Below are 20,561 nucleotides of genomic sequence, written 5' to 3'. Positions count from 1 at the left end.
CCGCGGCCGTTGCCGTCGGCTGGGAAAGCGGCCCGCTGGGCGAGCGGCGGCCCATGCAGCCGTCGCCCGTCGCTAGGATACCTTCAGAAGGTGCTCGTAGCCCATCATCCCGAAGACCCGCGCGGTTTGCGCCTCGACCACGTCGTTGACCAGCGGAGCGCCGTAGTCCGAATAGTCGATGACGGTGCGCATGGGCTTTTCGCCCTTGGGGATCGCCAGCACCCGGACGATCTCGTCGGCGACGCCCTGGACGGGCGCGTCGGCGCCGGCCAGGAGCGCGCGCAGGCCAGGCCCGATGTTGTCGAAGTCGTCCTTGAACCGCTCATAGCCCTCGACGACGTTCTGGTCGCCCGGATGGACGGCTGACTGGAAGTGGGCGGTGCCGTCCGGGAAGATGCCCGGCATGACGATCACCGTTTCGACGCCGAAGCGGTTGATCTCGTACGCGGTGACCTCGGCCAGGGCGTCCAGCGCGTACTTGCCGGTGATGTAGGGCCCCACGAACGGCGTGACGATGCGGGTGATCGTGCTGCCGACATAGAGCAGGACGCCGTCGCCCTGCTTGCGCAGCTGGGGCAGGGCGGCGCGGTTGAGCCTGTGGGCGCCCACGACATTGGTGTTGAGGCAGTCGGTCAGCTGCTCGGGCGTGAAGCCCTCGTAGACGCCGATGAAGAGGTGGGCCGCATTGTGGATGACGATGTCGAGGCGGCCATGGTCGGCGACGACCTGATCGACGGCGGCCTGGCAGGAGGCCTCGCTGTGGATGTCCAGGTCGACGACGCGGACATAGCCGCCATGGTCCTTGGCGTAGGTTTCGAGCGCCTCGCGACGGGCCCGGCTGCGCCCATTGGGATCGCGCACGCCGGCATAGACCGCGTAGCCCTGGCGGATGAGGGTTTGGGCGGTGAGCAGGCCCATGCCCGTTCCTGCGCCCGAGATGATAACCGTTTTCATCGTGTATCTCCTTGATCGCGCTCCAGAGAAAAAGGGGATCGCCAGCCTGGAGGCGTGCGCCAGCGATCCCGGCAAGCAGGGGCTTGAGGTTCGGATTGTTTGGATGTTGAGGAGGAGGCCGGGCGTTGGCCCGGCGAGGGGCGACTAGCGTTGCCGGAAGAAGATCATTCCGCCGTGGTGAAGCTCGTCTGGGGTGACGAACTCGCCATCGGCCGTGAACCCGGTGTCGTCCCAGTAGTCGATGTGGTTGGCGTCGACTTCGTATCGCCCGCGATAGGCGCTCTTCCTGGCCCCGCGCGCTTCGTCGTAGCGGCCGTTGGCGAGCAGTTCCTGGCGGATGCGGCCGTCAGCGGTGACCCACATGCCGACATAGGGGTGCTGTGCAGCTGTCTGCGGCGTCATGGCCGGCTCCTTTCTGCTGAGGTTTCAGCGCCGGGCCAGCAGCGTCGAGGCGCCGAAGATCAGCTGCTGGGCCATGGGACGGCCGATGAAGCGGTCGGGGAAGATCGGCGTCGGCGCGCTCGCCGCGTTCAGACGGGCCAGCTGGCCGTCGTCGAGGGTCACGTCCAGGGCGCCGAAGTTGTCCTGCGCCTGCTCCAGCGTGCGCGCGCCCATGATCGGCGAGACGACGGCGGGGTTGGCCAGGGTCCAGGCGATGGCCACCTGCGAGCGCGACACGCCCAGTTCCGCGGCGACCTCACCAACGACGTCGGCGATGTCTAGCGAACGCTGATTGAGGTGGCCGGTAGAGGCGATTACGCCCTTGCGGTCGGCCGCGACGTCGGAGTCGTTGTCGTCCGACAAGTCCTCGCGACGGTACTTGCCCGTCAGGATGCCGCCGCCCAGCGGGGACCACGGCATGACGCCCAGGCCCAGCTCGCGCGCCATCGGCATCAGCTCGTGCTCGACGGTGCGTTCGACCAGGCTGTACTCGATCTGCAGGGCCACCAGCGGCGCCCAGCCGCGCAGGTCGGCGATCGACTGGAGCTGCGCGACCCGCCAGGCCGGCGTGTTGCAGATGCCGACATAGAGGATCTTGCCGGCGCGAACGAGGTCGTCCAGGGCGCGCAGCACCTCCTCGGGACTGGTGGTGAAGTCCCAGGCGTGGAGGTACATCAGGTCGATGCGGTCGGTGTCGAGCTGGCGCAGGCTGGTCTCGACCGAACGGACCAGATTGTAGCGGTGGTTGCCCCCCGAATTGATGTTCGCAGGATCGCGCGCCATGGTGAACTTGGTGGCGACCACCATCCGTTCGCGCTTGTCCTTGATGAAGCCGCCCAGCATGCGTTCGGACGCGCCGTCCGTGTAGTTGACGGCGGTGTCGACGAAGTTGCCCCCGCGATCGACATAGGCGTCGAAGATCCGGCGGGCGTCGGTCTCGTCCGCGCCCCAGCCCCAGTCGGAGCCGAAGGTCATGGTTCCCAGAGACAGCGGCGATACGCGAAGCCCGGAGCGGCCGAGCAGGCGGTAGTGATCGAGAGCGGTCTTGTTGGTCATCGCGATCTCCTTTCGGGAGGTTCGGGTTGCTTGGATTTCGTGCCGCCGGAGCAGCTGTCGAAACCTAGCCATGCCGGATTGTCGCGATAAGTCGCCCATGAATTCCCAAAGTGGTTAGGAAAAATAACCAATCTACGGGCGGCAGCGCTGCCTCCTAGATCGATCCCGGCTCACTCGCCTTGACCACCTGCAGGGCGCGTCTAAGGCGCGGCGTCAGATGGTCGATCAAGCCGCGCACGGCCCGGTTCTTGGCCCGGTCGGCCGGAAACAGGATGTGGGCGGGAACGGGACCCGGCTCGCAATGGCGCAACAGGCGCACCAGCCTTCCGGCTGCGATGTGCCCGGCCACTTGGTAGGAGCGCGCCTGGATCAGCCCGCGTCCGCGCAGCGCGCCATCGATCGAGGCCATGGCGTTGTTGACGCTGAGCCGGGTTCGGACGCGAACCGAACGTGGTCGTCCGTTGCGCTCGGCCTCCCCGCCAAAGGACCAAAGTTCGGCGTCGCCCTCGCCGTTGAGGCCGATGCATTCGTGATGCTGCAGGTCGCCAAGGCCGGTCGGCTCGCCTGCGCGTGCGAGGTAGTCGGGCGAAGCACAGAGGAAGGCGCCCACTTCCCCAATCCGGACCGCGGCTAGCGACGAATCCGCCAGCGGCGCCAGGCGCACGGCCAAGTCGACGCCTTCGCCGACCAGGTTGACCTCGCGATTGAGCAGTAGAGCGCGCGCCGAGATCTGTGGGTGCTCGGCCAGGAACGTCTCCAGGATCGGCATCACCTCGAGCCGTCCGAAGAGTTCGGGGGCGGTCAGGACGATGCTGCCCCGTAGCGCCGCCGTCCGGCTGCTCGGCGCGATCTCGCCAAGCTTGGCGATCACCTCGCGCCAGATCTGAAGGTGTCGATCGCCGGCCGCCGTCAGGCTGAGCTTGCGCGTGGAGCGCAGCAGCAGCGCCTCGCCGGCGTGCTGCTCCAAAAGCGCTACGGCCCGGGTTACCGCGGCCGGCGAGCGACCGTGTCGCCGGGCGGCCGCGGCAAGCGAGCCTTCCTCCACCGCCGCCGCAAAAAGCTCTATCGCGTCCAACCGGTCCATCGTTTCAAAAGCTGCAACTCAGTCGATCAAGGCGCAAGGCTTATTGCTGATTGCGGAAGAACTACTTCTTGGCGGGTCAGCCAAGGAGCCATCATGTCCACCCCTTCTGTCCCTGCTACCCGTCGCTTCGTTCTCGGCGCGTTCGTGGCTGGATCGATGGTGGCGGGCTTGCCGGCGAAGGCCCTGGCTGCGCATCCCACACCGCAGGAACAGATGATGTCCACCGTTCACTTCAAGACGCAGCAGGTCGGCAAGGTCGAGGTCTTCTACCGAGAAGCCGGGCCGGTCGACGCGCCCGTCATCCTGCTGCTTCATGGTTTCCCGTCGGCGAGCCACATGTTCCGCGACCTGATCCCGCAGCTGGCCGATCGCTACCGCGTCATCGCTCCGGATTTTCCAGGCTTTGGACAGACCAAGGCGCCGCCGCGCGACCAGTTCACCTACAGCTTCGATAGCCTGGCTCAGGTGCTCGGCGGTTTCGTCGACGCTATCGGGCTGGACCGCTACGCCCTCTACATCTTCGACTACGGCGCGCCGGTCGGCCTGCGCGTGGCGATGAAGCATCCCGAGCGGGTCACCGCGATCATCTCCCAGAACGGTAACGCCTATCTCGATGGCTTCAGCCATGAGTGGGACGCCTGGGAGGCCTATTGGCGCGATCCCAGCGCGGCCAATCGCGAGGCCTGCCGCGCCTCGCTGTCGCCGGAGACGATCAGGGACTGGCAGTACGGTCCCGGCGCGGACAAGAGCCTGCTGTCGCCGGACGGCTACGAGCTGGACATCGCCTACATGGCCCGCCCGGGCGCGGAGGATATCCAGCTTGATCTGATCCTCGACTATCGCAGCAACCTGGCGCTCTATCCCGATTTCCAGGCCTACTTCCGCGCCCGCCGGCCGCCGCTCTTGGCCGTCTGGGGACGCCATGATCGCGCTTTCATTCCCGCCGGCGCGCAGGCCTATCGCCGCGACCTGCCCGACGCCGAAGTCCACCTTCTGGACGCCGGCCACTTCGCCTTGGAAACGCGCCACGGCGAGATCGCCGCGCACATCCGCGATTTTCTCGGCCGCCGGGTCGCCGGTTGAGCCATTCAACGACAAGCAGAGGATTTTCCATGACCCAACGTGAAGCGATCTTTCCGGCCGCCCGCCACGCCCTGTACGAGACCCACGGCTACTCGGCCGCCATCAAGTCGGACAACCTGCTCTTCGTCTCGGGCCAGGTCGGAAGCCGCGACGACGGCTCGCCAGAGCCGGATTTCGAGGCTCAGGTCCGCCTGGCCTTCGCCAATCTGGAAGCGACGTTGAGCGCGGGCGGATGCGGGTTCGATGACATCGTCGACCTCACCACCTTCCACACTGATCCTGAAAAACAGTTCGAGACGATCATGGACGTGAAACGGGAGATGTTTGCCCATGCGCCTTTTCCCAACTGGACGGCGCTCGGCGTCACCTGGCTGGCGGGCTTTGATTTCGAGATCAAGGTGATCGCCCGCATTCCCGGCTGAACGAGGTCCCCTAGAAGGGGCTACGCTCTATGAGGCGATCTTTAAGGCTTGGAGAACAGCTCACGCATCCTCATTCGTCGACCTGCGAATTTATGGGTCTAGGGTTCACATCCATGGTGGGCGGTCACTGGGCGCCCCCCAGTTACCCCCCAGAAATCGCTGAAAATACCCAGAACAAAGCGGAACGCGGGTGAATAGTAATACAATAAAAACAACGTGTTATGGCTTTATCCCGTACGTTGACATCGTAGGGGTCACAGGTTCAATCCCTGTCGCGTCCACCATCCCTTCCCCTTCCCCTTCTAGCTTAGAAGTTTGCGCCTGCATCGCGGGCGTGAGGCGTGTCGGGCTCGGGGGTCTCCAATACTCCCCCCGAATACCGCGCCTCGAGTCTTTGCCAGCGCGTGCCCGTGCGTCCGGAACGACGGCCGGCTAAGCGCCGGCCGCCGTGTCCCCGCCTAGTGCTTGACCCCCGAGCCGTCGAAGCGCTGGAGGAGGAGCTGGGTCGACGACAGGGGCTCGTCCTGGGTGCTCGCCAGTTGCTGGCGGATCGTGTTGATCAGCAGGCGCATGTCGCCGTTCATCGGCGGGTTCCCGTGATTGAGGGCCATGCCCTGCTCGAGGGTGGCGATCCCGGCCTCGAGCTCGTCGCGCGCCAGCTGGACCAGGCCCTGGGCGAACAGGCGCGGCGGCGAGGTCTCGGGCAGGTTCGCCAGCGGACGCCAGACCTGCTCGGCCGTCTGGGGGTCTCCGGACGTGTAGTGCAGGAAGCCCAGCTGGAAGCGGGCGGCCGCGAAGTCGGGATCCAGCTCCACGGCCTTGCCGATGGCCGCGATCGCGGCCTCGTAGCGCTTCATTCCAGCCAGGATCGATCCGCGCAGGAAGTGCAGCCGCGCGTCGGCGCCGTAGTCGAGCAGCAGCGCGTCCAGGCGCTCCAGGCCGCGCTGGTCGTTGTCGTCGAGCGCCTCAAGGAGGCTGTTCAGCAGGTCGGGAGGGCATGCCTCGGATGTCATGGGGCTTCCTATCGTCTGAGCCTGAAGTCCTGGGAGTTCAATAGTCGCTTCTTGAGCAGCATGAGCGCCGCCCGGTGCAGCTGGGATATTCGCCCCTTGCTCAGTCCCAGCGCCTCGGCGATCTGCTCGAAGGCCATGCCGTCGAGATAGTGCCGGGCGATGATGAACTGTTCGCGCGGGGGCAGCATCGAGATTTCGGTGCGGGCGCGCTGCTGGGTCTCGCGCCAGACCAGGCTGTCATAGGCGTTGGGGGCATGGTCGGGCTCCTCCTCGGCGACATAGAGCGAGGTGCCCTCCAGCATGAAGCCCAGCGCCAGGCCAAGGGCCGCGTCGATCAGCTCGTCCAGGACCTCGGTCGGGCTCAGGGCGTCGACGTCGGCGCTGACCATCGAGCGCGCCCGCTCGTAGCGCACGCGATGGCGAAACGAGAGCTGTTCGCGCAGCTCGCTCATCTTGGCGACGCCGTCGCGGATGCTGCCGGTCACCCGGCGCGAGGCATATCCCGCGAACGGAACGCCCCGCTCGGGATCGAAGCGGTCGATGGACTCCAGCAAACCCGCATAGGCCAGTTGCAGCAGGTCGCCGAACTCGATGTCCCCGGACCCGCGGCCCAGCGCATGCCGGCGCGCCAGACGGCGGGCGAAGGGCGTGTAGGCGGCGAACAGGGCCTCGCGCGCGGCGGTCGATCCCGTGCCGCGAAACGCCGCCCAGAGCGTCGCCTCCTCGTCCTCGGACGGCATGTCCGCGCGTCGGGCTCGCGGCCCCCCGGTCACCGAAGGCTTCTCACCGAAAGCTTCCGACCACGTTCTCGAGCACGAGCGACCAGCCGTCGATCAGCACGAACATCAAAACCTTGATCGGGAGCGACAGCGTCGAGGGCGGCACCATCAGCATGCCCAGGGCCAGCAGGATGCTGGACACCACCAGGTCGATCAGCAGGAACGGCAGCAGGATGACGAAGCCGATCTTGAAGGCGACGCGCAGCTCGTTGAGCATGAACGCCGAGGTCAGCTCCATCAGCCCGACGTCGGCGGCGCGTTCCGGCAGCGGCTTCTTGCCCATCCGGTAGACCGCGGCGATGTCCTGGTCGTGAACCTGCCGCAGCATGAACTGGCGCATGGGCTCGGCGCCGCGATCCATCGCCTGCTGGACCGAGATCGAGCCGTCCATGAAGGGCTTGAACGCCACGTCGTTCACGGTCGTCAGGGTCGGCATCATCGTGAAGGCGGTCAGGAACAGGGCCAGGCTGACCAGGACCTGGTTGGGCGGTGTCTCGGGCATGCCGAAGGCGTGGCGGATCATCGACAGCACGACGACGATCCGCACGAACGGGGTCATGCAGATCACGATCGCCGGGATCAGGGCCGCGACGGTCAGCAGCAGGGCTGTGCGCAGGACCTCCGACGTCCGGGCCTTGTCGAGCTGGACGGCCTGGCCGGCCGTCTTGGCGCGCGGCGCCGCGACCGCCGCGGCGGGCGTGGAGGACGATTGCGCCCAGGCCGCCCCGGCGGGGATCGCCAGGCTCGCGGTGAGCGTCAGGACCAGCGTCAGGATCCAGGGCAGGAACGCCAGCCGGTTCATGCCTTCGCCTCCGGCTCCGGCGTGGGGCCATGGTCGAGGGGCTTCGACAGCAGGACCACGCCGTGGGCCGTCGCGGCCACCACGAAATCGGCGTCGTCGCAGCGCATCAGACAGATGTCGGTCTGGTGGCTGAGGCGCACGGTCTCGACCAGCTTCAGGCGGCGGTCGACCGGGGAAAAGGCCCTGGCCAGCGACGGCGCGCCCGATCCCCGAAGGCGATGACGCAGGGCGTAGGCTCCGGCCACGGCCAGGGTCAGGCACAGGACCAGGGCGCCCAGCACCCGCCACAGCGACACCTCGCCGGCGCTGGCCGCCTGGCCGAGCTTCTGGGCGATCGCCGGGCCGCCGGCGGCCCACAGGAGCGCCGTAGCCGAGCCGAGCGACAGGTATCGCCCCAGCCTCATGTGGCCTTCGCGATCTCGGTGATGCGGACGCCGAAATGATCGTCGACGGCGACGATCTCTCCGCGCGCGACGACGGCCTGGTTGAGGCGCAGCTCGACGAGGTCGTTGAGCCTGGCGTCCAGTTCGAGCACCGCGCCGGGCCGCAGGCCCATCAGAGTGGCGATCGACAGGGTGACCTGGCCGAGCTTGGCTTCCAGGTCGACCTGGACGTCCTTGAAGATGGCCGCGTCCAGTCCCGCCAGGGGCGGTCCGTCGGTCCCCGGTTCCGTTTGCGCATCCGCGGGCTTGGATCGGGTTGTCATGACTCAAACACGCTCTTTTACGATGGACTTCAGGGTGAGGGCGCGTCGACCTTCATGCTCGACGAGCCGGGTCGCCGCGACGGCGCCGCTGGGGGCGGCCAGCAGGATTTCGCCGGCCAGCGGCGTGGCCAGGACGAGGACGTCGCCGGCCGCCAGATTGCGCACGTCGGCCAGCCCGGCCCGGGCCCGGCCCAGCACCACGTCCAGCCTGATCTCGGCGTCGGCCGCCGCGGTCAGTATCGGGACCAGGGGCGCGCGTCGCGGGGCGGGCGCGCCGGCCAGGGCCTTGCGCAGCGCCACGAAGGCGCAAAGCGGCACCGTCAGCGACAGCAGCTTCACGCCGTTGGCGTCGGCCAGGTCGAGGCTCTGCCGTTCGTCCCTGTCGTCGGCGTCCCTGTCGTCGGCGCCCCTGTCGTCGGCGCCCCTGTCGTCGGCGGCCTTGCCGGCGACGCCCAGCATGTCGTCAAGCGCGCCCGCCAGGTCGTCCAGCGCCCTGCCCAGGAAGGCGTCGAGGACCTTGAGGTCGGCCTCGCTCGGCTGGTCGCGGTCGAAGCTGACGTCCAGGGCCCACTCCAGCAGGCGGGTCTTGCCGCGGGCGGGGCAGTGGACGGCCACGGCGCCGCGGGAGGCGCGCCAGTCGCCGTCCTGCGGCGCGGCGCGATCGGAGACGGCCGCGACGCGCCAGCCGGAAGCGACCAGGCGGCGCCGGCCAAGCCAGCGCGCCGCCCAGGCGTCGACGGCCTCGCGCGTGCGGGCGAGGATACGGGCGTCCGACGCGGCGCCCGGGGGCGCCCAGGGGCGGGTCCTGGAACTCACCCCTGGCCCCGGACGCCGAACAGCTGCTGGATCATGTCGTTGGAGATGCTGACCACCTGCGAGGCGGCCTGGAAGCCGCGCTGGATCAGGATCAGCTCGCCGAACTCGGCCGACAGGTCGACGTTCGAGGCTTCCAGCTGCTTGGACACCAGCTTGCCGACGCCGGCCGCGCCGCTGCTGGTCACATAGGGCGCGTTGGAGCCGGCGTATTCGAACAGGCCGTCGCCGATCTGCTTGAGCTTGTCGGGGTCGCGGAAGTCGACCATGGCGACCGCGCCCAGCAGCTTGGTCTCGCCGTTGTCGTAGGTCAGCTTGATCTTGCCGTCGGCGTCCACGCCGACCTCGCTCAAGGCCCCGGAGGCCGAGCCGTCCACCGAGTCCACCCGCAGCGAGGAAACCGTGCCGGACGAGTAGGACGTGACGCCCTTGGAGAAGTCTAGCACGACCGAAAGCGGGTCGGCCCCGGTCGGTGCGTCGGTGATGGTCATGGTGGCGCTGGCCGAGTCGATGACGCCGCCGATGAACTTGATCGTGGAGGTCCCCATGGTCTTGCCGGCCTGGTTCGTCACCGTCGCCGTCCATTGGCCCGTGGCCGAGGTCACGGGCGTCAGCTTGACCTGCCAGACCTGCTTGGCGCCGGTGGAGTCATAGACGTTGATGCTGGAAACGCTGGCCTCGGTCGCGGTCGAGGAGATGTTGCCGGAGAAAACGATCTTGGTGGACGCCGCCGGCGGGTCGACGCTGTCGCCGTCGATGTCGAGCGCGGCGGGCTTGCCGTCGGCGCCGATCACGGCCAGCCGGCGCTCGGTGTCGGAAAGGGTGATGTAGCCGGTGTCGCCGACCACGAACCGGCCGGTGCGCGTATAGTAGGTCTGCGACCCCTCGAGCAGCATCAGGAAGCCGCCGCCGTCGATCGCAAGGTCGAGCTGGCCGGTCGAGGCGCGCAGCTCGCCCTGCTTGAAGTCGACCTGTGGCGCGGCGACATGGACGCCCGTGCCGCTCTGCGCATAGGCCAGGCCGCTGGCCGAGCCCAGCCAGCCGCCGCCGCTGTTGAACGAGTCGGCGAAGCTGGCCCGGGTGGTCTTGAAGCCGAGCGTGTTCATGTTGGCGACGTTGTTGCTGATGGTCTGAAGGCCTTTGGAGAAGGCGTTCATGCCGCTCAGTCCGACGTAGATGGATCCAAGCATTGGTCGGGCTCCTAACGGACCTGGGTGATGTCGGCGATCGAGATGTTGGAGACGATGACGCCCTCGGCGGTCTTGATCGTCGCCATCGGCTGGCCGCTGCTGAACGACACCGACTGGACGACGCCGGACTGGGTCGACACGCCGTTGAGGACGTCGACCGTGCGGCCCAGCAGGCTGACCGCCTGGTTGGCCGCCTGGGCCGACAGCAGGCTGGTGATCTGGTCGTTGAGCGTCTGGCTCTGCTGGAGCTGCGAGAACTGCGCCAGCTGGGAGACGAATTGGAAGTTGTCCACCGGCTTCAGCGGGTCCTGGTAGGTCAGCTGGGTCAGGATGATCTTCAGCAGGGACTGGAAATCGAGGCCGTAGGCGGCCGACGAGTTCACGGAACTAACGGCCTCGGTCGCCATCAACGTCTCCAAGGTGCAGGGGGAAGGCGGGGGGCAGGGTCTCGCCGTTCAGCGAGATCTCCGACAGGGCCAGGCCCAGTTCGCTGGCCAATTCGATGATCTTGCGGCGCAGGCGGTCCTGCGCCGACGGCGGCAGGGACAGGCCGCCGATGGCCACGCGCAGCCCGTCCGCCTGGTCGGCGATGATCAGGCTGAGGCTGGATCCTGTCGGGGCCTGGGTGTCGGGCGCGGGGGGCTCGGGCGGGGCCTGAGTGGCTTCGGCGCCTTCGCCGGGGGAGGCCGCCTGGTGGGTGAAGACCTCGACCGGGCCGTTGGCGTGGACGGTCAGCATGATCGGTCCCGGCGTCGGGGCAGGGGAGGGCCGCCCGGCTTCGGCCAGGACGATCGCGGCCAGGCCTTGAATCAGGCGGGCCGGCGGCTGCGCGGTCCCGGCCTGCGCCGTCGGAGAGGTCGCCGCGGCCAGTATGGCCTCGACCTCGCTGGCGGGAGCGACCGGATCGAGCGTGGCTTCGGGGCGGGGCCCGGCGTCGGGGACCGCGACGACCTCGGGACGGCGGCCGAACATGCCCAGGTCGGCAAAACCGCGCGGCTGGTCGTCGCCGCGCAGCAGCGCCTCGAACGCGCCCGTAGGCATGTCGGCGCGCGGCGTGGCCGGGAGCCTGGGCGGCGGCGGAGGAGGGGGGGCGGCGGCGACCTTCATCGGCCCACGGTCCTCTGCGTCGTCCGGTCGGCGACCTCGGCCAGCTGGGCCTCCTCACGGGCGCGCCGGGCCCGGCGCGTGGCCGAGCGTTCGACCTGTTCGGCCTGGCGTTCCCGCGCCTGGGCCAGGCGCAGGGCCTTCGCGCGGCCGTCGGCCAGGTCGCCGACGTCGGCAAGTCGCGTCTCCAGGACGCCCAGTTCGGCGCGCGCGGCGTCGATGGAGACGCCCCAGGCGCTGACGACTTCGAGCGCCATCGACGGCGCGGCCAGGGCGGCGGCCCAATGCTCGTGGTTCTGGGCCAGGCGTTCGTCGCCGCGATCGCGGCGGGCGCGGGCCTCTTCCAGCTCGGCGGCGGCGCGGGCGGCGGCGGCCTGCGCGACCTGGCTCTGCAGGGCGCGCACGCGGTTGATCTGGCGGAGGCGTTCGAGGTGATCGCTACGGGCCATCAGGTCCTCGCGCCGATCAGGGAGGCCAGCCGTTCCCAGGCGGCCAAGCAGGGCGTGCGCTCGTCCTCGGCCTGCCGCAGATAGTCGAGCAGGGCCGGACGCAGTTCGAGCGCCCGGTCGATGTCGGCGTTGGCTCCGCGGACATACATGCCGGTCTCGATCAGGGTGCGCGAGGACTCGTAGGTGCTGAGCGCCTCGACGGCCTTCATCGCCGCGGCGCGGGCGGCGGGCTCGGCCACGGCGCCGGCCAGGCGGCTGATGCTGCGCGGTACGTCGATCGCGGGGTAGCGGCCCTGTTCGGCCAGGTCGCGCGACAGCAGGATGTGGCCGTCGAGCAGCGACTTCATCATCTCGGCGATCGGGTCGTCGATGTCGTTGGTCTCGCTGAGCACCGTCATGATCGCGGTGATCGAGCCGCCGCCGGCCACGGCGCCGCAGCGCTCCACGATCCTGGGAAGGGCGGCGAACACGCTGGGCGTATAGGCGCGGATGGTCGGCGGCTCGCCGGCGGCCAGCCCGATCTCGCGCAGCGCCATGGCCAGGCGGGTGGCCGAGTCGATGAACAGCAGGACGTCGTGTCCCTGGGCGCGCCAGTGCTCGGCCAGGGCCAGGGCGTAGCGGCCGGCGCGAGCCCGCATGGCGGCGCTTTGATCCGAGGTCGCGGCCACCAGGGTCGAGCGCGCCCTGGCCTGGGCGGGCAGGCCGCGCCAGAACGCCTCGACCTCGCGGCCGCGCTCGCCGACCAGGCAGATGACGCAGCGATCGACGCCGACCTGCCGCGCGATCTGGGTCATCAGGGTGGTCTTGCCGACGCCGGCGGCGGCGAAGATGCCGACCCGCTGGCCTCGGGCCAGGGTCAGAAGGCCGTCGATGGCGCGCACGCCGGTCTCGAACACCCGCTTGGGCGAGGTGCGCTGCATCGGCGCGGCGACTTCGCCGTCGAGGGGCCCATGCGCGGTGGCGGCCACGGCTGCGCCGCCGTCGATGGGGCGGGCCAGCGCGTCGACCGCCCGGCCGAGGAAGGCGTCGCCGACCGGCGCGCCGTCGGATTGGGCGAGCGCCGTCACCCGCGCGCCAGAGAAGGTGGCCGCGGCCCCGTCGAACGGGGCCAGGACGATGCTGTCCTCGTTGACGCCGACCACCTCGGCCAGGCTGGCGCGGCCTTTGGCCGTGGTCTCGATCTCGCAGAGCCCGCCCATCGGCAGGTTGGGCCCGTCGGCCTCGATGTAGGTGGAACGGATCCGGCGCACGCGCCCGGTGCGGGTCACCAGGTCGACCGCCCGAACCGCATCGAGGAAGGCGTGCTGCATCATTCGGCGGCGCTCCGCGCCCCGAGATCGGCGAACAGCGTGTCCAGGCGCTCCCACTGGCGGGCGACGCCGATCTCCAGGGCGCCGAGCTTGAGACGCAGCTGGCAGTCGCCCGAGGCCAGGTCGGGAGAGGCGACCAGCTTCAGTTCGGAGCGGTCGACGCCGGCGGCCAGGCGCGCGAGGGCCTCGGGGTCGGCGAAGTCGTCGCGGGAAACCACCACCTCGATCACCGTTCCGCCGACGACCGCATCGACATGGTGGCGGATCGTCCGCTCCAGCAGGTCGCGATGGGCTTCGGGGTCGCCGATCATCTTGCGCAGGGCCTCGGCGGCCAGGGCCAGGGCCAGGCGCTCCATGTCGTCGGTCTCGACGGCGAAGCGGTTCAGGGCGGCCTCGAGGGTTTTGTCCAGTCGGGCCAGCCGGCCGGCGGCGTCGTCCTCGGCCTCCCGCAGCCCGGCCTGGCGGCCCTCGGCGCGGGCCTGCTCGACCGCTTCGGCCAGCGCCTGGTCCAGGCGTTTGATATGAGCGTCGCGATCGGCCAGCTCGGCGGCGAGGGCGGCCGCCTCGGCGCGGGCCTGGTCGGCCGCCTCGGACAGGCTCGCCAGCCGGGGATCGACCGGCGTCGCCGACCGGGGCGCGGACAGCGGGCGGACAGCCCGCGCGACCTGATCGGATTGCGAGGACTTGATGATGCTCATCGCCGCCCCCGAAGGCGAGCCAGCAGGGTGTCGACACCGTTGGCCCGCGCGGGCGTCGGCGCGGACGCGCGCGAGGGGGGCTGGACGCCGGGCGTCGGAACGCACTCGCGCAAGGCCGCCGTCGCGGTGGGGGTCATGGAAAAGGCGAGGTCGCCGCCGGCGCCCCTGGCCCGCGCCGCCAGCCAGGGCGACAGGCCCGCGGATACGGCCGGCTCGACCGCCTGTGGACGTACGCCTTGCGCGGGGGCGCCGTCATAGGCCGCGAGCAGGGCGCTGACCTCGTCGCGATGGGCCGGCGGCAGCTGGTCCAGCACGCCCAGCACGTCCTCGGGCGTGGCCTGGGCCAGCTCGGCGACCAGCTTGCGCAGGGCGCGGTCAGGCGCGGGGGCTGGCAACGGCGTCCCTTTCGTCGAGCAGGGCCTTGAGGCGACGGGCGTAGGCTTCCTTTTCGCGCGCGTTCAGGCGGCGGCCGGGGCGACGGGCCTGGAGCAGGAAGGCCACGGCCAGCAGGGCGACCAGCAGCACGCCGGCATAGACCGGCGCGACGCCGCCGAACGGGGTCTCCGATCGCGGTGGCGCGGTAGCCGGCGCGGTCGGTGGGATGGCGGGGGCGATGGCCGGCGTCGTCGGTTCGGCCGCGACCGGCGCCAGCGGCTGGTCCGACGTGGTGACGGTCACCAGGTCGCCCGCGGCCGGATCGGCGCCGATCGCCGCCTCGGCCAGGGCCTTGGCGCGTTGCTGGAGCTCAGGGCTGGCCGGGGCTTCCAGCGTGACGTCGACGCGGACCCCCGAACGCGCGCCTGGCGCGGTCTGGGCGTCCGGCACGATGGTCCTGCCGGCCAGGACCAGCACCTGGAAGCGGCCGTCGGGCAGCAGGTTGGACAGGGCGCCCCGCACGCGGGCCGTGAGGTCGGCTTCCGGGCCCGTCGACACGGCGTCGAGGCGGGCGGAGGGTTCGGGGCTGACGATCTGGCCCTCGCCGTCGAGGACGACGACGTCGGCGGCCTTGAGGTCGGAGACGGCGGCGGCGACCAGGCGCTGGACGCCGCGCACCGTGGCCGGCGACAGGACCTGGCCGGTGCGCGGGGCCAGGGTCACCGAGGCCTTGGCCGGCTGGCGGTCGCCGCGGAAGATCGTCTGCTCGGCCAGCGACAGGTGGACGCGCGCGGTCTCGATCCCGTCCAGGGTCATGATCGTGCGGGCCAGCTCGCCCTGCAGGGCCCGCTGGTAATTGATCTTCTGGGCGAACTCGGTCAGCCCCATGTCGGACTTGTTGAACAGCTCGAAGCCGACCATGCCCTTCAGCGGCAGGTCCTGGCTCATGACGTCCAGGCGCACGCTGTCGACCTGGTCCTGCGGCACCAGGATCGTGGCCCCGTGATCGGCCAGCTTGTAGGGGACCTTCTGCTTGTCGAGCTCGCCGACGATGGTGGCCGCGTCCATGTCGCGCAGGTTGGTGAACAGCACGTCATAGGGCTTGCGGAGCGCCAGCCAGTAGACGGCGAAGAAGACGGCGCACAGCACCACCACGCCGGCCGCGACGATGGCGATCTGGCGGGACGGGGAAGCGGTGCGGAACTGTTCGAGCGGCGTCATGCTAGGACGAAGTCCGGGGAAGGAAGAGAGCGGCGCGCGTCATCGCGGGTCTAGAGCTGCATTCTCGAGAGTTCCTGGTAGGCCTCCACCAGCCGCGCGCGGACCTGCAGGGCCAGCTCGAACGACAACCGGGCCTCTTCCAGCGCGTAGGTGACCTGGTGCAGCGGCACGCTGTCGTCGAGGGCGAAGGCCGTGGCCATGTCCTCGGCGGCGATCAGCTTGTCGTTGACGCCGTCGACGCCCTCGGCCAGCAGGCGGCTGAACGAGGCCTCGGGCGCGCGCGCGGCGGCGGTCGGGATCGTCGTCGGCTGGACGGCGCGGGCGAGCGCGGGATCGACCGCGGCGGCGTCCAGGGCCTGGATCGGCAGGATGCTCATCAGCGACGTCCCAGTTCCATGGCCTTGGCGTACATCTGCCGCGCCGCGCCCAGCGCGACGAGGTTGGCCTCGTAGGCCCTCGAGGTCTTCAGCAGCAGCGTCATCTCGCCGGCGTGGTCATAGCCGGGATAGGAGACGAAGCCGTCCGTGTCGGCCTGCGGATTGGCGGGCTCGTAGACCCGGCGGGGCGGGGCGTTGATCGGCTCGACACCATAGACCATCACGCCGCCGGCGGCGGCGGTCTCGCCGGACTTCAGCATGTCGGCGAAGCCCTGCCGGGGCCCCGAGACCAGGCGCATCGCCCGATAGGGCTCGCCGGTCGCCGTGCGGGCGGTGTTGGCGTTGGCCAGGTTCTCGGCGATGACCTCGAGGCGCCGCCACTCGACGTCCAGCCCGGTGCGGCTGATTTCCATCGACTGCATGGTCAGAGGCTCCCCTTGATCGACAGGGCCCGCAGCTGGGCCTGCCGGTTCAGCACCTCGATCAGCGCCGCGTAGCGCAGCTGGGTGCTGCTGGCGGTCGACATTTCGAGGTCCAGTCGGACCTGGAGGTCGTTCGAGGCCTGGATGGACGGCTCGACGGCGGCCACGGCCCGCGCGCCCTGGCCGGCGGCGGTTGCCAGGGCCTGCTCGAAGCTCACCCGCCGGGGGCGGTAGTTGGCCGTTCCGGCGTTGGCGATGTTCTCGGCGGTGACGACCGAGCGGCTGGTCAGCCCGTCCAGGGCCTTCAGTGCGACGATGCTGGAAAAGGAACTCATGGGGGGCCTTACTGGACCAGGATATCGGCGTGCAGGGCTCCGGCCGCCTTGATGGCCTGGAGGATGGCGATGGTGGAGCGCGTATCGACGTGAGCGCGGGTCAGGCCCTGCACCAGGTCGGCGACCGTGGTGTCGGGGAACTGCACGACGGCGTCCTTGGACTCGGTCACCTCGAGCTTGGTGTTGGTGACGATCAGGCTGCGGACCCCGCCGTCCTCGCCGCCGACGCCGCCATAGGCGTAGCCGTAGATCGGCTGGGAGGCCTGGTTCTCGGCGGTCACCGAGACCCGCACGTCGCCTTGCGAGATCACCACGCTGGAGATCCGCACCCCGCCGCCGGCCACCACCGTGCCCGACCGCTCGTTGATCACCACCCGGGCCTGGGCGTCGGGATTGACCCTGACGTTCTCGATCCGCGCGATCAGCCGGTAGAGGCGGGCGCGGTCGGCCTGCGCGGCGATCGACACGGCGTCGGCGTCGCGCACCGAGGCCACGCCGCCGCCGAGGGCCAGGTTGATGGCGTCGGCGACGCGCTCGGCGGTCGTGAAGTCCGGATCCTTGAGGATGAAGGTCAGCGCGCCATCCGGGCCCAGCAGGTGGGCGTCGACGGCGGCCTCGACGGTGGCGCCCCCGGGCATGACCCCCGAGGTCGGGTAGTTCTTCTGCTGGCGATTGAGGTCGGCGTCGAAGCGGTAGCCGCCGATGACCAGCTGCCCCTGGGCCAGGGCGTAGCTGCGCTGGTCGGGCCCCACGAGCGGGGTCATCAGCAGGGTGCCGCCCACCAGGCTGCGGGCGTCGCCGATCGACGAGACGGTGACGTCGATGCGGTCGCCGATATTGGCCGACGGCGGCAGGGTGGCGGTCACCATCACGGCGGCGACGTTGCGGCTCTGCACCTGGTCGGGCGACACGTTGACGCCCAGGCGTCCCAGAACGTTCTTCAGGGCCTGGCGGGTGACTTCGCTGCGCGGCGAGTCCCCCGAGCCCGACAGGCCGATCACCACGCCGTAGCCGACCAGGGCGTTGTCTCGCCAGCCCTGGAAGCGGCCGATGTCCTTGACGCGGACCTCTTCGGCGAGGGCGGGCGCGGCGACCGAGGCCAGGGCGAGGACGGCGGCGACGAGGGCGAGCGGGCGGCGCATCACAGCAGGCCCAGCCAGTTGAAGATGCGCGCGGCCGCCCCGGGCTTGCCGCTGCGGGCCACGAAGCCCGAGCCGTCATAGTCGATCATCACGTCGGCCAGGCGCGACGAGACGATGGCGTTGTCGCGCGAGATGTCGTTGCGCCGCGCGCGGCCCTTCAGGCGGATGAAGGTGCGGTCGCCGTTGATGTTGAGCACCTGCTCGCCGGCGACGTGCAGGTCGCCGTTGGGCAGGACGGCGTCGACGGTGACGCTGATCTGGGCCAGCAGCTTGCCCGAGCGGCCGGTCTGGCCCGAGCCCTCGTACTCGCCGCCCAGGTTCAGCTGGGCGCTCTTGCCGCCGGTGCTTCCGGACCGGGCGTCGCCGGACACGCGGTGGTTCTTGCGCGAGCCGGTCTGGGCGCTGTTGGTCGCGCTCGAGCTTTCGTAGATCACCACGGTGAGGGTGTCGCCGACCTGTTCGGCCTGGCGATCGGAGGCCATGGCCGACCAGTTGCTCGGCTTGTAGAGATCCGAGGCGAGCGCCGGGCCGATCGGCGTGATCGCCACGGCCAGCGCCGCGACGGCGGCGCGTGTCGCGGTCGGGACGACGCTCATTGGTCTTGCTCCACGGCGGGGACGGCGAAGATCCGGCCGCCCGCCTTGACGAAGAGCGGCTGGCCGGCGCGCGCGGGCTGCACCGCCTCGGCGGCGCGCTCGATCGTGACGGCGCCGAGGCGGGCGGTGACGCGGACGCTCTGGCCGGGGCGCACGGCGGCGAGCATGGCCGCCGGCGGCGCCGCGAGCACGTCGGTCGTCGCCAGGGCGCGATCGGCGCGCAGGGTCTTGGCCGCGCGGTCATAGCGCCAGGCCGCCCGTGGCGCGGAAACGGTTCCGCAGTCGACGTCGGCGAAGTCTTCGGCGGTAAGCACCTGATCGGGATCGATCGCCTGGAGCGGCCGCACGCACGCGACCGGCGTCGAGGCGGCAGCCGGCGGCGGGGCCGTCCGGCGCACCACGACCTTGGTGGTTTCGCCCGGACGCCACTGGGCCAGCAGGGGCATGCGCCTGCGTCCGTAGGCGCGGATCTGTTCGGGGGTCAGCGTCGCCGTCGCCCCGGGGCGCAGGGCCAGGATCGGCGTCGCGGCGGCCCGCGCGCGAAGATCGGGACGAAGGTCCGACAGGTCGGCCACGTCGCTCAGCCTGACGATCGAGTCCGTTACTTCCACCTGGCGCGGCGCGGGGGCGGGCGTACCCAGCGCCGGCGGCGTCGCCGCGGCGAGAAGGCTCCAGGCGAGGGGCACTAGCGTTTCAGGCCGTTGGCGATCGCCATCAGCTGGTCGCCGGCCTGCACGACCTGGGCGTTGGCCGCATAGGCCCGCTGGGTCAGCAGCAGCGTCACCATCTCGTCGGAGATCTGCACGTTGGAGGCTTCGACCGAGCCCTGGACCAGAAGGCCCGCGCCATCCTCGCCGGCGGCGAGCGTGGTCGCCCGGGCGCCGTCGGTCAGCTCGTAGAGGCCCTCGCCGATGGCCGAGAGGGCCGCGGAGTCGCGCACCATCGTCAGGTCGATGCGCCCGATCTCGTTGCGGGTCTCATCGTCGAAGATAGCGCTTACCCGGCCGTCCGCGCTGATCAGCAGATCCTGCGCCCCGGTCGGGACCGCGATCATCCCGCGCAGCGACATGCCGTTGGCGGCGGCGAGAAAGCCGTCCTCGCCGACCTTCAGGGCGCCCCCGCGCCAGAGCACGCTGCGGCCGGAAGGGGCCATCAGTTCGATGAAGCCGTCGCCGCGGATCGCCAGGTCCATGGACCCGCCGGTCTCGCGCAGGTCGCCTTGGGTGAAGACGCGCTCGGCGCCGCTGGAGGCCACGCCCGAAGGCTGGACGCCTTCGACCGTCGCCTGGCCCGAAGCGACCATTTCGGAGAACCGCACGGACGCGCGCTTGAACCCGGAGGTGTTCAGGTTGGCGATGTTGTTGGCGGTGACGTCGAGCGCGCCCTGCTGGGCCCGAAGCCCGGTGGCGGCGATGTAGAATGCCCCGTTCATGCTCTAGACCTGCCCAAATGTGGTGATCGCCCGGCCCATCAGATCGTCGTAGACATTGGCCAGCCTCTGGCCGCTTTCGGCGCGGCGCAGCGCCTCCATGAGGGCCACCATCTCGTCGCCGCTGCTGACGTTGGACGACTCGAGCACGCCCTGGCGCACGACCGGGTTCTCCACCTCGGCGAGGGTCTCGGTCGGCGCGGAAAACAGGCCGGCCTCGGCGCGGGCGAACTTCGAGCGATCGGGGCTGTCGACGATCGCCAGGCGCCCGACGGGCTGGTCGTCGTCGAGGATGACGCCGTCGGTCGTGATCTTCACGGAGGCGCCTTGCACGACCACGTCGCCGCCGCCCTGAAGTTGCAGGGCGTGGCCCTGGACGGTCAGCAGCCGGCCGTCCTCGGTGCGCTTGAACTGGCCCTGCCGGGTGTAGAGCACCGCGTCGTCCTTGCGGACCGCGAAGAAGCCCTCGGCGCCCAGGCTGAGGTCGTAGGGGTTTTCCGTCACCACCGGCTTGCCGGCCGAAAAGTCCGATCCGGTCAGCGTCTGCAGGCGCGCCTGCGGCCCCACCAGGGTGGCGAAATCGATGCGGCGCTTATAGCCGGGGGTGGTCAGGTTCGCGAGATTCTGGGCGGCCAGTTCGGCTCGACGCTCCGACTGCCCAAGTATGCTCGACACATAATCGATGTACTGCCCCATAGGTCATGGCTAGCAAAAGGCCTCAACCTGAGGAAGCTTCAATCGTAGATTTTATTGCGAAATT

Annotated in this window: 28 protein-coding genes and 1 tRNA gene; 3 read left to right on the top strand and 26 right to left on the bottom strand. The window is 70.0% G+C overall.

Annotated elements, in window-relative coordinates:
- Positions 1 to 72: 72 nt before the first annotated feature.
- From DDF62_RS22145 to DDF62_RS22130, 4 genes are all read right to left on the bottom strand, one after another.
- The gene (locus DDF62_RS22145) at positions 73 to 954 is read right to left on the bottom strand and encodes an SDR family oxidoreductase (protein WP_116491117.1); all 882 of its coding nucleotides are present in this window, start codon (positions 952 to 954) and stop codon (positions 73 to 75) included.
- A gap of 144 nt (positions 955 to 1,098) precedes the next feature.
- On the bottom strand, positions 1,099 to 1,356 hold the full coding sequence (locus DDF62_RS22140; protein ID WP_058346135.1) for an Atu4866 domain-containing protein: 258 nt from the start codon (positions 1,354 to 1,356) through the stop codon (positions 1,099 to 1,101).
- Positions 1,357 to 1,380: 24 nt separating this feature from the next.
- Positions 1,381 to 2,451, bottom strand: coding sequence for an aldo/keto reductase (locus tag DDF62_RS22135; RefSeq protein WP_116491116.1), 1,071 nt, complete (start codon positions 2,449 to 2,451; stop codon positions 1,381 to 1,383).
- A gap of 154 nt (positions 2,452 to 2,605) precedes the next feature.
- Positions 2,606 to 3,535: a LysR family transcriptional regulator gene (locus tag DDF62_RS22130; RefSeq protein ID WP_116491115.1), complete on the bottom strand. Its 930-nt coding sequence runs from the start codon at positions 3,533 to 3,535 to the stop codon at positions 2,606 to 2,608.
- A 216-nt stretch (positions 3,536 to 3,751) separates the two neighbouring features.
- On the opposite strand from DDF62_RS22130, the gene DDF62_RS22125 reads away from it, so the two are divergent.
- From DDF62_RS22125 to DDF62_RS25755, 3 genes are all read left to right on the top strand, one after another.
- Positions 3,752 to 4,618, top strand: coding sequence for an alpha/beta fold hydrolase (locus DDF62_RS22125; RefSeq protein ID WP_244286913.1), 867 nt, complete (start codon positions 3,752 to 3,754; stop codon positions 4,616 to 4,618).
- The gene (locus tag DDF62_RS22120) at positions 4,615 to 5,040 is read left to right on the top strand and encodes a RidA family protein (protein ID WP_244286912.1); all 426 of its coding nucleotides are present in this window, start codon (positions 4,615 to 4,617) and stop codon (positions 5,038 to 5,040) included. Before DDF62_RS22125 ends, DDF62_RS22120 begins: the two co-directional genes overlap by 4 nt.
- Before the next feature lie 182 nt (positions 5,041 to 5,222).
- Positions 5,223 to 5,324 (top strand) — tRNA-Val (locus tag DDF62_RS25755).
- 174 nt (positions 5,325 to 5,498) lie between these two features.
- On the opposite strand, the gene DDF62_RS22115 is transcribed toward DDF62_RS25755, so the two are convergent.
- From DDF62_RS22115 to DDF62_RS22010, 22 genes are read right to left on the bottom strand one after another with little or no spacing between them, the layout of a single operon-like run.
- Complete coding sequence (locus DDF62_RS22115; protein ID WP_116491112.1) at positions 5,499 to 6,053, bottom strand: tetratricopeptide repeat protein; 555 nt, start codon at positions 6,051 to 6,053, stop codon at positions 5,499 to 5,501.
- A gap of 8 nt (positions 6,054 to 6,061) precedes the next feature.
- A complete protein-coding gene (locus DDF62_RS22110) occupies positions 6,062 to 6,793 on the bottom strand; it encodes a sigma-70 family RNA polymerase sigma factor (protein WP_208866914.1) in 732 nt (243 codons plus the stop codon).
- A gap of 43 nt (positions 6,794 to 6,836) precedes the next feature.
- Complete coding sequence (gene fliP / locus DDF62_RS22105) at positions 6,837 to 7,634, bottom strand: flagellar type III secretion system pore protein FliP (RefSeq protein ID WP_116491111.1); 798 nt, start codon at positions 7,632 to 7,634, stop codon at positions 6,837 to 6,839.
- A complete protein-coding gene (locus DDF62_RS22100) occupies positions 7,631 to 8,038 on the bottom strand; it encodes a flagellar biosynthetic protein FliO (RefSeq protein ID WP_116491110.1) in 408 nt (135 codons plus the stop codon). The genes fliP and DDF62_RS22100 overlap by 4 nt, the downstream gene beginning before the upstream one ends.
- The gene (locus DDF62_RS22095; RefSeq protein WP_116491109.1) at positions 8,035 to 8,340 is read right to left on the bottom strand and encodes a FliM/FliN family flagellar motor switch protein; all 306 of its coding nucleotides are present in this window, start codon (positions 8,338 to 8,340) and stop codon (positions 8,035 to 8,037) included. Before DDF62_RS22095 ends, DDF62_RS22100 begins: the two co-directional genes overlap by 4 nt.
- A gap of 3 nt (positions 8,341 to 8,343) precedes the next feature.
- Positions 8,344 to 9,156 carry a FliM/FliN family flagellar motor C-terminal domain-containing protein gene (locus tag DDF62_RS22090; RefSeq protein ID WP_116491108.1) on the bottom strand — a complete coding sequence of 271 codons (813 nt, stop codon included), beginning with the start codon at positions 9,154 to 9,156 and terminating at the stop codon, positions 8,344 to 8,346.
- Entirely contained in the window at positions 9,153 to 10,343 is a 1,191-nt protein-coding gene (locus DDF62_RS22085; protein WP_116491107.1) for a flagellar hook protein FlgE, read from the bottom strand. The genes DDF62_RS22090 and DDF62_RS22085 overlap by 4 nt, the downstream gene beginning before the upstream one ends.
- 11 nt (positions 10,344 to 10,354) lie before the next feature.
- A complete protein-coding gene (locus tag DDF62_RS22080) occupies positions 10,355 to 10,750 on the bottom strand; it encodes a flagellar hook assembly protein FlgD (RefSeq protein ID WP_116491106.1) in 396 nt (131 codons plus the stop codon).
- Positions 10,731 to 11,450: a hypothetical protein gene (locus DDF62_RS22075; RefSeq protein WP_116491105.1), complete on the bottom strand. Its 720-nt coding sequence runs from the start codon at positions 11,448 to 11,450 to the stop codon at positions 10,731 to 10,733. The genes DDF62_RS22080 and DDF62_RS22075 overlap by 20 nt, the downstream gene beginning before the upstream one ends.
- On the bottom strand, positions 11,447 to 11,896 hold the full coding sequence (locus DDF62_RS22070) for a hypothetical protein (RefSeq protein WP_116491104.1): 450 nt from the start codon (positions 11,894 to 11,896) through the stop codon (positions 11,447 to 11,449). Before DDF62_RS22070 ends, DDF62_RS22075 begins: the two co-directional genes overlap by 4 nt.
- The gene (locus DDF62_RS22065; protein WP_116491103.1) at positions 11,896 to 13,209 is read right to left on the bottom strand and encodes a FliI/YscN family ATPase; all 1,314 of its coding nucleotides are present in this window, start codon (positions 13,207 to 13,209) and stop codon (positions 11,896 to 11,898) included. Before DDF62_RS22065 ends, DDF62_RS22070 begins: the two co-directional genes overlap by 1 nt.
- A complete protein-coding gene (locus tag DDF62_RS22060) occupies positions 13,206 to 13,904 on the bottom strand; it encodes a FliH/SctL family protein (protein WP_116491102.1) in 699 nt (232 codons plus the stop codon). The genes DDF62_RS22065 and DDF62_RS22060 overlap by 4 nt, the downstream gene beginning before the upstream one ends.
- On the bottom strand, positions 13,901 to 14,299 hold the full coding sequence (locus tag DDF62_RS22055) for a hypothetical protein (RefSeq protein ID WP_116491101.1): 399 nt from the start codon (positions 14,297 to 14,299) through the stop codon (positions 13,901 to 13,903). The genes DDF62_RS22060 and DDF62_RS22055 overlap by 4 nt, the downstream gene beginning before the upstream one ends.
- The gene (gene fliF, locus DDF62_RS22050; protein WP_116491100.1) at positions 14,280 to 15,500 is read right to left on the bottom strand and encodes a flagellar basal-body MS-ring/collar protein FliF; all 1,221 of its coding nucleotides are present in this window, start codon (positions 15,498 to 15,500) and stop codon (positions 14,280 to 14,282) included. The genes DDF62_RS22055 and fliF overlap by 20 nt, the downstream gene beginning before the upstream one ends.
- 50 nt (positions 15,501 to 15,550) lie before the next feature.
- Positions 15,551 to 15,877, bottom strand: a complete 327-nt coding sequence (gene fliE / locus DDF62_RS22045) for a flagellar hook-basal body complex protein FliE (RefSeq protein WP_116491099.1) — start codon at positions 15,875 to 15,877, stop codon at positions 15,551 to 15,553.
- Complete coding sequence (gene flgC, locus DDF62_RS22040; protein WP_116491098.1) at positions 15,877 to 16,299, bottom strand: flagellar basal body rod protein FlgC; 423 nt, start codon at positions 16,297 to 16,299, stop codon at positions 15,877 to 15,879. Before flgC ends, fliE begins: the two co-directional genes overlap by 1 nt.
- Before the next feature lie 2 nt (positions 16,300 to 16,301).
- Positions 16,302 to 16,634 carry a flagellar basal body rod protein FlgB gene (locus DDF62_RS22035; RefSeq protein ID WP_116491097.1) on the bottom strand — a complete coding sequence of 111 codons (333 nt, stop codon included), beginning with the start codon at positions 16,632 to 16,634 and terminating at the stop codon, positions 16,302 to 16,304.
- 8 nt (positions 16,635 to 16,642) lie between these two features.
- Positions 16,643 to 17,776 carry a flagellar basal body P-ring protein FlgI gene (locus tag DDF62_RS22030; protein ID WP_116491096.1) on the bottom strand — a complete coding sequence of 378 codons (1,134 nt, stop codon included), beginning with the start codon at positions 17,774 to 17,776 and terminating at the stop codon, positions 16,643 to 16,645.
- Positions 17,776 to 18,372 carry a flagellar basal body L-ring protein FlgH gene (locus tag DDF62_RS22025; RefSeq protein ID WP_116491095.1) on the bottom strand — a complete coding sequence of 199 codons (597 nt, stop codon included), beginning with the start codon at positions 18,370 to 18,372 and terminating at the stop codon, positions 17,776 to 17,778. Before DDF62_RS22025 ends, DDF62_RS22030 begins: the two co-directional genes overlap by 1 nt.
- Positions 18,369 to 19,058 (bottom strand): flagella basal body P-ring formation protein FlgA, encoded by a 690-nt coding sequence (locus DDF62_RS22020; protein ID WP_116491094.1) that lies wholly within the window; start codon positions 19,056 to 19,058, stop codon positions 18,369 to 18,371. Before DDF62_RS22020 ends, DDF62_RS22025 begins: the two co-directional genes overlap by 4 nt.
- Positions 19,058 to 19,804: a flagellar hook-basal body protein gene (locus DDF62_RS22015; protein ID WP_116491093.1), complete on the bottom strand. Its 747-nt coding sequence runs from the start codon at positions 19,802 to 19,804 to the stop codon at positions 19,058 to 19,060. The genes DDF62_RS22020 and DDF62_RS22015 overlap by 1 nt, the downstream gene beginning before the upstream one ends.
- 3 nt (positions 19,805 to 19,807) lie before the next feature.
- Entirely contained in the window at positions 19,808 to 20,497 is a 690-nt protein-coding gene (locus DDF62_RS22010; protein WP_116491092.1) for a flagellar hook-basal body complex protein, read from the bottom strand.
- Positions 20,498 to 20,561 lie beyond the last annotated feature (64 nt).

The organism is Caulobacter radicis, assembly GCF_003094615.1.
Classification (GTDB): domain Bacteria; phylum Pseudomonadota; class Alphaproteobacteria; order Caulobacterales; family Caulobacteraceae; genus Caulobacter; species Caulobacter radicis.
The sequence above is the reverse complement of the archived record's forward strand: the minus strand, read 5'-3'. Positions and strand labels throughout refer to the sequence as shown.